A 12907-nucleotide genomic window follows, 5' to 3' on the forward strand; every position below is an offset into this window, starting at 1 on the left:
AAATCGTCTTGCCAAATAGAGTTCTCAAAAGGAAACAGTGGAGAGCGATCACCAAAGGGCGCACAGTGGAGAGTAATCATCAAAGGGGCGGCTTAAAAGAAGCTACCAAAAATCCGGAACTTCAGGCTTTAAATGAGGACCAATCCGTACCGCCGAGACCTTTTCTGCTAAACCGGTGCGATCTGAAATCTCAACCGCTAAACCACAAAGGGTGGCAGGACCACACGCCGGTTCAAAACGATCTTGCTTCGTCTTATAAAGAAAACGGTGTAAGGGTTCTTCTTTATCCATTCCAAGAGATGAATTATAATCTCCACACATGCCTGCATCTGTTAAATAGGCGCTCCCACCTTCTAAGATCTGCGCGTCAGCCGTGGGAATATGCGTATGTGTGCCAACGATAACACTCACACGACCATCAAGAAAATGGCCAAAACATTGCTTCTCGCTTGTCGTTTCTGCGTGAAAGTCAAAAATAACCGTATCGGCTTGCTCCATCAATGAACAGGCAAGCAGAATATTTTCCGCTGTTTCAAATGGATCTTCTACTTTGAACGGCATAAAAACGCTGCCCAACAGATTGGCGACAAGAACACGGGCTCCATTTTTTGCCGTAAAAATACCAACACCTCTTCCGGGAGTTTCTTTCGAAAAATTGGCAGGGCGTAAAAAACGATCGCTCTCATGGGCATACTGCAATGCTTCTTTGTGAGAAAAAGCATGATTGCCCGTGGTGACAACATCAACACCGGCTATCAAAAGATCTTGATACGTTTCTTGTGTGAGACCAAAACCACCAGAGGCATTTTCACCATTTACCACAACAAAATCAAGCTGCCACTTCTTAATCAGTTGAGGAAGGTGTTCAAAAACAGCTTTACAGCCTGTGTTACCAACAATGTCACCTAAAAATAAAAAACGCATAGGCACTTTAATCACATTTTAACATTTTAAGAAACCTTTTTCTGTAAAAATTCCCTGTACCTGTAGATCATGTTCTGCTGCGGGAATAGAGGAAACCTCCTGACATGAAAATCCTATGCCCCATAATGTCATTTGATGCCCTTGTTTTTCAAGAGCTTCAACCGCACGGTCATAATATCCTCCTCCATAGCCAAGACGGTGACATTGACGATCAAACGCAGAAAGTGGAACAATAATATTATTGGGGACAACAACACCATTGTCGGCACTGGGACCAAAGGTGCCAAAGCGCATGGGTTCTAAAATCGTGCTGGGCGAAAATGCACGGAAAACCATGGTGGTGGGATCAAGTACTGCTGGTAAGGCTAAACGTCCGCCGCGTAATGCTACAGCATCCAGTAAAGGACGCGGGTCAATTTCCGATTTAATGGGCCAATAGCCTGCCAAAATGAGGCGTGAAAAATCTGTCCCCTTTTTTTCAAGGTATTCAATAAAGTGGCAACAAGCACGCTGCGAAAAGAGTGTGCGCTCTTCTATTAAAAGAGCATCACGACGCGATAAACCGCTTTTGCGCTGCTGTGTACGAAGGGATGAAGCAGATTCACAGGGGGGATTATGTGTCATTGTCTCGCCAGTTGTTTTATAAGATGCTGGTATTTTATCTATTGTTGGCGTTTTGTAAATCTCTGTTAAGATAAGAGCTGTGCTCATGAAAAAAAAGCATGAAAAAATGTGTGCTCTTTAGGGGGTATCTTGGTGCGACAAGCCGCTTTTGCGCTGCTTGCTGTGCAAAGGGATGAAGCGGATTTACAGAGGGGATTTTTTTGTAAGTGCTGTCTGTTTCATAAAATAAAGCCCCTCGTAATTTTTATTTTTTGAAAAGAGAGTATCGTCATTAGTCTTATGTAAAAGGTCGCTCTCAATTTTTATCTGGAAAAATTTGATGTAAAAAAGTTATATAAATAAAGGGTGATCCACAACAGCCGATGGAAAAAGCTGATCCCGGGAACCTATACAAATAGGTGGGCGCCATATGAAAAAGCCCACGGGCTTGATCAGGGACAGCTCCCTTGGAGATCATTAAGGTCTCAGGAATACGTTATTTCCTGTCGAGAAGCGCAGAACACCCTCCTTAATATAAAACAATTTCAGAGTTTCTGCTAGAGATAAAATAACCGCAATCTCTTATTTTTCATAAAGTTTTTTCAAGATGGTTTTACAATCTTGCTGGTGGCTGCTGGAAATGGCTGTATGATATATAGAACGCTTTATTCAAAGTAAAAAAAAGCAAAAAATATGAGTGGGGGTGAGTGATTGAGTGACGCAGAACGGTTTATTGGCAATCGCTTGATTTTTATGTTTCGCGGGAATGCTTGGAGGAGCTTTGAAGGGGAAAAGTTTCTTATTCAAGGATGTTTGTTTAACTGACATTGCGTCTTTGAAGTTTTTTCCTTGTAGGGAATATTTCAGTGCTGTTTTATCAACTTTGAGGGGTGGAGGAGAGCCGATACGGTATGTGCTCCGCTATGGTTGAAGCTCATAAAAATAAAAAAAGACGATGACAGTTTATCAAAGGTGCTTAGCGATGTTTTAAGCTTTTTTCAAAAAATATTTTTTGAGGATCGTATTTACAAATTTTTTATCCATGATGGAGGGATGTAAAAAAAAGAGGTGGTGTGAAGAAGACTCAGGTGTGAAGCGTTTGCTTGCTATGAGAAGAAATTCTGTAGAGGGTATATTGGAAGTGTTTGGAAGCTGCCTTCAATACAAAACAGGTCAAAATTCAAAAAAGACATTGTCAATTGCGTGGTGGGGGGTGATGGCGTGGTTATAAGCAGGGGGCTTTTAGTTTATTGAGTGGAATGTGAAGCCGGCTTGCGTTTTATCTAAGTTTGAAAGGATGTCGTAAAGCGTCTCGTTCTTGAATGGTTTCAAAGAGCTTGTGGTGTTTGTTCGTCTAACAGAGCTTGCACGCGCTTTTGAATCCTGCGCATTTGTGGGTAATACTCTAATGCTGCTTCATAAGCTTTAAGAGCAAGTTTTGGACGCTCTGTTGCCTCCATGGTAACGCCAAGTTCAAAAAAAGCTATATAGTTGCGCGGCTCAAGTTCAAGAGCATGGTTGAGATCAAGCATGGCAAGCTTGAAGTCGTTTAGTTGAATGTGAATCCAAGCACGTCTTACCCAAGCTTCAGCGTAAGTAGGTAAAAGTGCAAGAGCATTATCAATATAATCAAGCGCAAGTCCATAATCGTCGCTACTGATCGCATTTTCAGCCCATGACATTAAAAGATCAATTGTATCGCTCCCCGATTGCGACCATAAAAGTTGAAGTTGTTGACTGATCTTTTTCGCTTGAGAAACATCAGCACAATATTTCAACTCTTTCAGTAAACGTAAAATTTCGGCTTCTTTGCGTTGCTTAACTCTGTCAACATGGGAAAGCTGCTCTTTGTCAAAATCTTCAAGAGTAATCGCAGACAAATCAGAATCAGAGGGCATTGAGGAAGGGGCAGGAGAATTGGGAATAAGATCATCTAACGGTAAAAGCGATTGTGGAGAAGGACGATCTTCAGGAAGCGAAGGAGGATTTTGCCCATAGCTAGAGGGAACAAAACAAAAAATGCCAACAAAAAAAAGAAAAAAAATGTGCTGGAAGATACAGAAAAAACGCAGCTGAAAAAATCGAAAAGCTTTTAGAAAAATAGAAGAATCCATAAAAACAAGCCCCCAAAAGATAAATCACCAAATATTATCAAACAATGGACTCGTAACCAACGGACTTATAACCAAAAAAAACTTAAGAAAAATTTTTAAGCCTACAAAAAGTAGGCATAAAAACATTAACCCTAAAAGAGTTAGCCCTGACGCGCTCTAAAACGTGGGTTCGTTTTATTAAGAATATAAATACGACCTTTACGACGCACCAAACGATTGTTACGGTGGCGCTCCTTTAGTGCTTTAAGCGAATTTTTAATTTTCATCATATTCACCGTTAAACAGTTTACGTAACACAATACTATAATACAACATTAAAACACGAAAATACAATATTACAACCCCAATACACTGCTCACACTATGAACATTGCATTGCGATATCGTACTTGCATCATAACATCACACGACACACTTTTTCACTGTGATCACAAAAAGAGAAGCGCACTCTTAAGGTACGCATTAACCACTTCATTAGCACAACGAATAAGTGAAAATTGCAAAAAAAGTAAGAAAGATTTAACAAGAAGTCTTATTCTTGTCAAGGGTGTATTATACATTTCCTATGGTGGGTTAATGGTTGCCTTGAAGGTAAAAATATTCTCGCAAAAAAGAAGAATAAAAAGTGGAAACAAGTAAAAGCTTCTCATTTGTGAGAAGAGAAACCTGTTTTTCCGTAAAATATCATCGTTTAGGCGGTGTAGAAGGCTTATGTAAAATTTATACCATGATGTGTTTTTTGTTAGTGTGTGAGGATATTCTTAAAGTTTGCTCTTAAAACCTAGAAAATAAATTGCATGATGAAGACAAAAGGGATGAATTGATAAGGATCAATTTCTACTGTTCATAGTAGACATAGCAAACTTAAGAGTCTCGCATAGTGTTATGGTTTTCTCATTACAAATCTATGTATCTTTAACCATAGCATTTGCTGCCTGCATATCACAAGCGGGATTGGTGTATGGGTAAAAACACTTGAAGAGTAAGGAATAAAACGGTCTTTTATAAATGCTTTCAAGTGCAAGAGAGTGCTGCAACATTGGGGACTGGCAAAACGGTGTGATGAGGCTGGCGTTTACGCTTCATAAGCTTGAAGAAGGGGTGGTGCACTATAAATGTTTAAGCTATTATCGAGAGCTTTTATACTCTATGATGAGGGGCTGTTGTGAAGTGGTGGCAATGTGCATTGGCCAAGTGTTTCTTTAAAATAAGCGCGTAAATTGGTAATACAAGTGTCTTCTGTTTGAGGCTTTTTATTTTACGTGAGGGCTGAGAGGATGTTTGGGAATGGATAAGCTTAGTGCTGTAATCACGTCCTGTAATTATATCTTTGACGTGGAGATCAGGAACGGAGTGGCGCGCTTGGAACTTCTAATGGGGGATTAAATTTGTGCTATTAGAGTGAAAGATTCTGCATAAATTTCTCTTTGAAGTCAATAGCTTATGATTTTTTGCAACCCAATTATTTCTACGTGTATTTCTACGTGGGGTGGATTGCTGGATATTGTCAAGCGGATGGGGAATTCAAATTATCCGGTGAGGGAACCAGTATAGTGAGAATATACTTTGGCTCTTGAATGTGGATAGTTTGAATTCCTTTTAATATCCATGCTGTAGAAAAAATTTGACCTTCCCAAGGGTGATCTATGATGATGTTTATTGAAAGAGTGAAAGGTTCACATTGTCTGGCGATAGACGTAATAAAAGTATGTCATAATACCAATTTATATACATGTTGCCAATGCCAAAGAGAGCTGACACAATGATCATTGGTATCCCGATCGATAGGGGCAGTGACTCTCTTCCTCCCATAAGGCATGCTATACAAAGAATTCCTGTCATTAATAAAAAGCCTATTGCGAAGACTTTCGTTACGAGAACAATGGGTTTACGAAAGGTTAAAAGAAAGAGGAATAGCATGTGTCTGAATGGACCCCCTCTCCGTTTTTTTGGGAGGAACAGGCTGTGCCTCATTTAAAGTTGCTTCATTATTTTTAGAAATGAAGTATTTTTTCGCTAAATGAGCGTTTTAAAGGCAATGATAGTATTAAAAGTATAATTTAGCTTTACTAGGATAATAAAATAAACATTTATACTTAGTCAATTAAGGGTGCTGTTAGGTGCTCTTGAAAGAAGCTTGGAGCGCGAAAAAAATTGAAACTTCGTGAAGTGTGCGGGTCTGATGGTCTTGATGAATGTCATTGTTGAGCAGGATAGAGAGTTACAGAGAATCTTTTGTGGGTGAGAGTATGCGTAAACAAAGTACGCTTACGATAAGGGAGTTCATAAAGAACTGTGCGGGATGCAATAAAGATATGCCATAAAACCCATGAGCATTATACGGTGGTGATGCGCCTTATAATTTATTGTCTTAACAAGCTTAAAGAAAAGGTGGGAAAATCGATGCGCTGAAAAGAGGGGGAGCGTGAGAGAAGAAAAATTGATTTGTAAAGAAGAAATTTAAGCCGTTGGGGGACGTTGAGGAGACTTTTTCGAGAAAGATGTTGAGCGGATGAACAAAAGAAGAAGGTCCTCTATCCGTTAAGGAAAAAAGAGAGAGAGGAAAGTTGCTATGCTGGAGGGGCTATCTTCTGATCAATATTGGGCTGCGTTTGCGAGAGTTGTTTGGGTAGAGTAATACGTTTTACCTCTCAGCGATTTTATGAGAAAACAAAACTCATGCTTTTGTGAAAATGCTTTTGTGCAAAAATAAACATAAGAAGAGAAGCTAGAGGCAATAAAAGCGCATCGTGGATTGGTATCTATGGGCGCAATCGATCAGTCTCTTTCCTAAAGATTGGGATTAAAAGGAAAATGAAGGGGCTGCCTCTATCATGGGGAATAATGATGCCTAGAGGTAACATGTTGGATGAGGCGGTGATGTTGGATGAGGGGATGATGTTTTTGAGAAAAAAAGGGGGACAGAGTTTTGGGTGGGAAAGAAGGGTTGAAAGGGGTTGGGGAGCGTTTGTTGAGCCGCATGGATAGTCAATCGGTGTGGAGTGAAGATTTGTTTTTGAGGGGGGATGAGATGTGAAACGATTTGTGGGCGAGAAGAGGTGATGTTTTTAAAAGAGCAGGGCTTGTAGGAGGGTGTGAAGGGGGGAGAAGCCCATGTCAGGGGAAAGTTAAAAGGTCAGGGGTGTGCGCGATTTGAGCCGCTGGATATCGGTGTGAGGGGAGAGGGTGCTTTTTCTGTCTTCACTTGGGTGAAAAAGCGTTTTTATATGTGAGCGTTAAGATTTGCTCGCTGGTCCCATTAATTGGATGACATGCCCCATTTTGCGGTAGGGTTGAACAGTGCTTTTGCCATATAAATGGATTGAGGTGCGCTCTTGCGTGAGAAAATATTTTAACGTGCTTAAATTGTTCCCAAGAAGATTTGTCATTTGGCAATCGCTATGACGGTATGTGCTGCCTAAGGGAAGACCGCAAATAGCACGGATATGCTGTTCAAATTGTGAAGTTATGCATGCTTTTTGTGTCCAATGACCAGAATTATGGACACGCGGCGCGAGTTCATTTACTAAAAGATGACCATCCGTTAAGACAAAAAGTTCAATACAAAGAACACCAACATAATCGAGGGCATCCATTACTGTTAGGCTGATTTCTTGGGCTGCTTTTTGCACGTCAAGTGGAATATGGGATGGAACAAAGGATTTATGAAGAATTCCGTTTTTATGTTGGTTTTCAGGGCAATCATAAAAAATATGTTCCCCTTGTTTTGTGCGAGCCGAGAGAACTGAAATTTCTGATAAAAAAGGAACTATTTCTTCCAAAATACAAGGCTGCTCCTGAAAAGTCCTTAAGGCTTCGTCAAGGGTTTGTTCATTGGGGCGGTCAAGTTTGATCTGGTTTTTCCCATCATAACCAAAACGACGCGTCTTTAAAAGACCACGTTCGCCTAAGGCATCGAGAGCGGAAAGAAGAGAAGAAGAATTGTCAACAGCATACCATGAGGCGGTTCCAATCCCTTGATCACGTAAAAATTGCTTCTCAAAAAGTCGATCTTGCGTGATCTCTAATGCTTTGGAAGAAGGATAAACAGGCTTACTCTTCTCTACATATTGAACCGTTTGAAGCGAAAGATTTTCAAATTCATAGCTGACAACATCACACTGAGAAATAAAATGATCTAAAGCTGATGTATCGTCATAGGAGGCAACAATATGGCTGTTTGCTGTTTGAGCGGCTGGGCAATCGGCCTCAGGGCAAAAAATAACTGTTCGAAATCCTAATTCTGCGGCCGCTATGGCGAGCATCCGTGCTAATTGTCCGCCCCCGATTAAACCAATGACGCTGCCTGGAGGTAATATGTTAGGTGAGGGGGCGTTGGACGAGAGGGGCGTGTTGGATGAGGGGGTGGTGTTGGATGAGAGGGTGGTGTTGGATGAGAGGGTGGTGTTGGATGAGAGGGTGGTGTTGGAAAACGGTGCCATTTTAAACCTCCGTTACAGGCGTTTTGGCGACATTGGCTGTTTGTTGTTGACGCCAATCTTGTAATCGCTGGGCGAGATCATGATCATAAATGGCCATAACGGCTGCGGCTAAAAGTGCTGCATTAATTGCGCCTGCTTTGCCAATTGCTAATGTGCCAACGGGTATCCCTGCTGGCATTTGCACAATTGAAAGCAAAGAATCTTGACCAGAAAGAGAATGAGAATGCACTGGAACGCCAAAAACAGGAAGAGGCGTAAGGGCTGCTAGCATACCAGGAAGATGCGCTGCACCCCCTGCACCGGCAATTAAAACTTTAAACCCTGCGTCTTTTGCTTCTTTTGCAAATTGATAAAGGCGTTCAGGAGTTCGGTGTGCTGAGACAATATGCGAACTATGAGAAATACCAAGATTCGTCAAAATATCTGCACTATGGCACATCGTTTGCCAATCCGATTGGCTCCCCATTAAAATCGCGACATCACATGATTTTTTCATCATTCACCATCCTTTTCAAAGGTTCAATGCGATTCTTTATCATTATTTTTTTAAAAGTTTTATATTCTCTTTGCAAAGCCAATTGATGACAGAGAAACAGTTATTTTTCAAATAAGATGGAAAGCTAAAAATTTAAAGGGGGATCTCGAGAGTTGAAAAATTAAAGTATTGAAGGTTATGAAGCACTTCTTTTGAGGGGGAGGGATGAATTTTGAGGGGAGGTGTTAAGGGGTGGTATTGGACCTATGAGGCTGTTGAGCTGCGGAATTGCCGTTTATTTAAGGTAAGAGGAAAAAATACATCGGGGGAAAGCCATTGATTGTAAGTTTTAAAAAATGTCTCATTTTTATTTGCTAAAATAAACATGGTCACCATATATTATAAAATCTGCTGCAATTTGAAAAATTGCTTATGAGAAAAAGAGATTTTTATGGCGAAAATGCGTTGCAAAGTGAGGATATTCTTTTGAGAAAAAAGAGATGTCGCTCTCTTAATTTCAAAGGCTATTTATTTTGCTGTTCAAGTGATTCTATTAATTGAGTGGGGGAATATGCTCTTTGTAATCGTTGATATATTTTTAATAATAGCTGATATAAAGGGAAGCGAATAATCAACGCTTTTGTGCTTTTGTTAAGATGTGTTTCTTAGCGATTATATGGTTCTGCGTTTTTTTTTCACTTAAATATAATGACAAGATAAAGTGAATGACGAATTGTGAATAATAAATCCATGGTCTCTTTTTTGCCCAATTTTGTAATAATGGTGGAAGCTGAAATAAATTAAAAGTTAAACACCGGATGTAAAGGAGATTTAAAGCTATGTTTTTTCCATTTTTAATCGCTTTAGGTACTGCAATAACGACTATGTATGGCAAAAAAAATATAAGTTATGCTTTGTGGGCAATTTTATTCGTTGTCATTCTTCTCACTTTCAATCATCACGCAACTTCTACTTTAAATTTATCTTTTTGAGAGAATAGCCATGGAACAAGTTGAACAAAAAAACCCTCATTTCGTCATCTTTATGAATACGCTAGGACTCATTGGGTTATCTATTGTCTTGGTGGTGGCTTTTTATTATCAATTGGTAAAGTTTGAGTTACCTTGTCCCCTTTGTTTGCTACAGCGCGTTGGATTGATGCTGGCAGGTTGTGGGTTCTTGCTCAATATTCACCATAAGGTGAAAAATACCCATTATGGTATGGTTATTCTCGGTTGTATGGTAACGAGTGCCGTTGCAGCACGGCAAGTGTTTTTGCATATAACACCTGATGATTTGGGATATGGTTCAACGTTCTTTGGATTGCATTTTTATACTTGGGCTTTCATTATTTCTGTCCTTTGTATCTTTGCTGTCTCATTTGTCATGATTTTAGGCGAATTGGCACATAAGTTCAAAGAATTTTCTCCTTTTCCATTTTTGAGTAAAACGGCAAGTTTTTTATTTGTGTTTTTGATTGCGGCAAATTTGATTTCTACCATACTGGAATGTGGTGGTGGACAATGTGCTGATGATCCTGTAAGGTATGAATTGTTATCAAATTGGTTCCCTTCACAGTCTTGAATTTTTAATAATCCCTCATCGTGATTTTATTGTTAAAGAGGCGGAAATGTTAAAAAATCCGCTTCTTTTTTATTGATTGGGAAGACATTTTAGCAAGATTATTCGATAATCTGATCTTTTATGCCAACACTGGCTTTTATGAGCGCTTGCGATTGATGTTTTTTAAGCGAAGACTTGCTCTGTGAACCTTTTATACTGTCTTTTGAGGGAGATAAAAGGATTGGTTGCAGGTGTTTTTAGAACAATCCCAGATTATTGAGCTGCGTGGGTTAAAAAGCTTCGTTTTTTAAAGGTGCATTAACGATAAAAAATTTTTATTCTTGATTTTTCTTAACATTGCGTTAAATAAGTTATTGTATTCATTTTGATGCTTCTGAAGTATCTTTGCTGCTTTTAGAGGGATTAATTTAAAATTTTGAAAATTATCTGAATAATTTTCTGCAGAGGTTTGTTTATTAGAGGCAAACCTTTTTTTTTATCTAATTTTTAGATCTTTTCTTTTCAGTGTGAAGCCTTTTTTAGAAAAAATAAAGCGTCTGGATGACTCTCTTTTTTATTAAGATGTTGATTTATAATGATAAGTTATCATTTCCAACGTGAAGCACAACGCTGAAATATAATAAGATTTTCTCATCACCCGTTCTCTCATATTGAATCAATTCAAATTACTTGCTTGCACATCATGAGCGGGTGGGCCATGTGGGTCAAAACTGTACAAGAAAGGCATGCCTTTAATGAATTGGCTCTTGAACTGAAGGCTGTCCGCAACATTGGGAGCTGGCAGAGTTTTTGTGATGCTGCCAGTGTGTTCCTCCATAAGCGTAAAGATAGGGGGGGCTGAATGGATTTTATACATTTCATGGGGGGGGGATTTTGCCATTCCTATCATGGATAGCGTTGGCGAAATGGGTGTGATGAGCGTTGAGAGATCTGTCTTTAAAACAAGCGTGTGAATATGCAACGCAAGTATATTGTGTTTTGTGCGTTTTGTCTTACGAAAAAATACTGTGACTTATAAGGATAAGTTATCATTGCGGATGTTGAATGAGAAAAACGAAAAGGTTCTCTCATTTCAAATTTTCTTATAGTCAATCAATTAAATGTACTCTCGTACGTTACAAGAAAGCACTGGATGTAAATAAAAAATCTTTTAAAAGTCGTAAAATGCTTCCTATAAATCCTTTTGATAGCTAGAAGTTGTCGAAAAAATTTATGCTGGTCAATGCAAATAATAGGGCGGTTTATATCTATGATTTAAGTGAAAATAGAGGGATTTAAATGAAAAGGGAGGCGAGATTTTAAAGACAGTTGTTGAAAACGTTATTGTATAATGCTTTTTTTACAGATTTTCTGCTTTCTGTAATGACGTAAAAGCGTAAAAACGGAAATGTGCAAAAAAGTAAGCTGCGATTTTATGTGTGGTGTGTGATTTTATCATGGCATGGAATGTAGAGAGAAGATTGGGGTTTGGGGATGAAGAGTCTGTGAAGGGAGGGGAAGTTTGGATGAAGAGGCGGGTGCGTTGACGAGAGAGGGTTTGGAGATGAAGAGTCTGTGAAGGGAGGGGAAGTTTGGATGAAGAGGCGGGTGCATTGACGAGAGAGGGTTTGGAGATGAAGAGTCTGTGAAGGGAGGGGAAGTTTGGATGAAGAGGCGGGTGCGTTGATGAGAGAGAAGAAGAGGGTGTGGGAGAATAGAGGGGGAAAGTTGCTTTTTGAAGAGGGAGTGAACGGGTGCTTTCAGTGATCTTGCTTTAGGGTGGTGAAGGGGCAAGAATATTTTAGAATAGGACGTATCTGTCGCGTTTGATGAAACATCATCTTTTGAGGGGTGGGTGATCTGAAGTTTATAGGGGGAGTTGGATATTGGCAAATAATGTCAATTGTTACTCTTTTGCTTAATCAGAAATCAGCCATAAGATTGCTTTTTGTTTTTTCGCTTTGAGTTCTCTAAAGTTTTTCAAAAGGGTGTGTTCTTTTTCGCTGTATGTTTCTTGATCATAGTGTGCGGCATGTGTTGAAAGATTTTCTTTTGTGGCAATATCTGCATAAAAAAAGCTTATGGGAACATCCAGTTTTTGGGCGATTTCGAGTAAACACCCTGCGCTTACACGATTTAAGCCTTTTTCATATTTTTGGATTTGTTGGAAACTGACGCCTAAATAGCTTCCTAATGCTTTTTGGGAAAGTCCCATGGCAATTCTTCTTTGACGGATTCTTTTGCCTATCAAAATGTCGATAAAATTTGGATTTTTGGTTTGCACTTCAAGCCCCCCTCCGGTTGCGAGCGCCCTCGCATTGGTATTCCGGGAGTCTGAAAACACTGACTTGACTCAGCCTTTTGCTTTTAGTGCTAGAGCGCACCTGGACATAGCAAAATCTCCCGGAATTCCGGGATACCCGCAAAGCGGGATAAATTCATGTGTCAAGTCTTCGGGTTTTCAGTTCCCTATTGGTCGTTGCGTATACGACCAAAATTACAGTATTCATTTATAAGGCAATTTCAGAAAATTGGCAAGAAAAATCAAAATAATCTCAAAGACTACAAGATTGGGTACTTTTTAAAAAAGTGCGAAATATGGATTATAAATCGCGTTTTTTTCCTATAGAAATGTCGATAAAATATGGATTTTTAGTTGGCACTTAAAGCCCCCTCCGGTTGCGAGCGCCCTCGCATTGGTATTCCGGGAGTCTAAAAGTACTGAATCCGAGTCAGTTTTTTTGCTTTTAGTGCTGGTAAGCACTTGGACATAGCAAAAACTCCCGG

11 protein-coding genes and 1 other RNA gene are annotated in these 12907 nt (G+C 39.6%); 4 read left to right on the plus strand and 8 right to left on the minus strand.

The annotated features are described in order from the left end of the window. Nucleotides 1-102 precede the first annotated feature (102 nt). The 5 genes from ACFIKB_RS02880 to ykgO all read right to left on the minus strand — a co-directional run bounded on the left by ACFIKB_RS02880 (nt 103) and on the right by ykgO (nt 3907). Nucleotides 103-924: a TIGR00282 family metallophosphoesterase gene (locus tag ACFIKB_RS02880; RefSeq protein ID WP_375652776.1), complete on the minus strand. Its 822-nt coding sequence runs from the start codon at nt 922-924 to the stop codon at nt 103-105. Between the two features lie 18 nt (nt 925-942). Then, nucleotides 943-1548, minus strand: a complete 606-nt coding sequence (locus ACFIKB_RS02885; protein ID WP_375635661.1) for a 5-formyltetrahydrofolate cyclo-ligase — start codon at nt 1546-1548, stop codon at nt 943-945. Nucleotides 1549-1891: 343 nt separating this feature from the next. Next, a non-coding RNA gene (gene ssrS, locus ACFIKB_RS02890) (6S RNA) lies at nt 1892-2052 on the minus strand. An 803-nt stretch (nt 2053-2855) separates the two neighbouring features. After that, on the minus strand, nt 2856-3641 hold the full coding sequence (locus ACFIKB_RS02895; RefSeq protein ID WP_375635618.1) for a tetratricopeptide repeat protein: 786 nt from the start codon (nt 3639-3641) through the stop codon (nt 2856-2858). A gap of 140 nt (nt 3642-3781) precedes the next feature. Further along, the gene (gene ykgO, locus ACFIKB_RS02900) at nt 3782-3907 is read right to left on the minus strand and encodes a type B 50S ribosomal protein L36 (protein WP_013545486.1); all 126 of its coding nucleotides are present in this window, start codon (nt 3905-3907) and stop codon (nt 3782-3784) included. A gap of 2577 nt (nt 3908-6484) precedes the next feature. Between ykgO and ACFIKB_RS02905 the strand changes: the two genes are divergently transcribed. After that, complete coding sequence (locus ACFIKB_RS02905) at nt 6485-6628, plus strand: hypothetical protein (protein WP_375635619.1); 144 nt, start codon at nt 6485-6487, stop codon at nt 6626-6628. A 248-nt stretch (nt 6629-6876) separates the two neighbouring features. Here ACFIKB_RS02905 and ACFIKB_RS02910 read toward each other — a convergent pair whose 3' ends face one another. Together ACFIKB_RS02910 and purE are read right to left on the minus strand one after the other, a co-directional pair. Then, on the minus strand, nt 6877-8082 hold the full coding sequence (locus ACFIKB_RS02910) for a 5-(carboxyamino)imidazole ribonucleotide synthase (RefSeq protein WP_375652778.1): 1206 nt from the start codon (nt 8080-8082) through the stop codon (nt 6877-6879). 1 nt (nt 8083) lies between these two features. Continuing rightward, entirely contained in the window at nt 8084-8581 is a 498-nt protein-coding gene (gene purE / locus ACFIKB_RS02915; protein ID WP_015856858.1) for a 5-(carboxyamino)imidazole ribonucleotide mutase, read from the minus strand. Nucleotides 8582-9396: 815 nt separating this feature from the next. Between purE and ACFIKB_RS02920 the strand changes: the two genes are divergently transcribed. The 3 genes from ACFIKB_RS02920 (at nt 9397) to ACFIKB_RS02930 (ending at nt 10982) form a co-directional block, all read left to right on the plus strand. Next, nucleotides 9397-9549 carry a DUF5993 family protein gene (locus tag ACFIKB_RS02920; protein ID WP_015856857.1) on the plus strand — a complete coding sequence of 51 codons (153 nt, stop codon included), beginning with the start codon at nt 9397-9399 and terminating at the stop codon, nt 9547-9549. Between the two features lie 10 nt (nt 9550-9559). Then, the gene (locus tag ACFIKB_RS02925; RefSeq protein WP_375635621.1) at nt 9560-10141 is read left to right on the plus strand and encodes a disulfide bond formation protein B; all 582 of its coding nucleotides are present in this window, start codon (nt 9560-9562) and stop codon (nt 10139-10141) included. A gap of 697 nt (nt 10142-10838) precedes the next feature. Next, a complete protein-coding gene (locus tag ACFIKB_RS02930) occupies nt 10839-10982 on the plus strand; it encodes a hypothetical protein (protein WP_375652779.1) in 144 nt (47 codons plus the stop codon). A gap of 1056 nt (nt 10983-12038) precedes the next feature. Here ACFIKB_RS02930 and ACFIKB_RS02935 read toward each other — a convergent pair. Beyond that, nucleotides 12039-12404, minus strand: a complete 366-nt coding sequence (locus ACFIKB_RS02935; RefSeq protein ID WP_375652780.1) for a helix-turn-helix domain-containing protein — start codon at nt 12402-12404, stop codon at nt 12039-12041. Between the last annotated feature and the right edge of the window lie 503 nt (nt 12405-12907).

This window comes from Bartonella sp. MR110HLJHH (assembly GCF_042194225.1).
Taxonomy (GTDB): domain Bacteria; phylum Pseudomonadota; class Alphaproteobacteria; order Rhizobiales; family Rhizobiaceae; genus Bartonella; species Bartonella grahamii.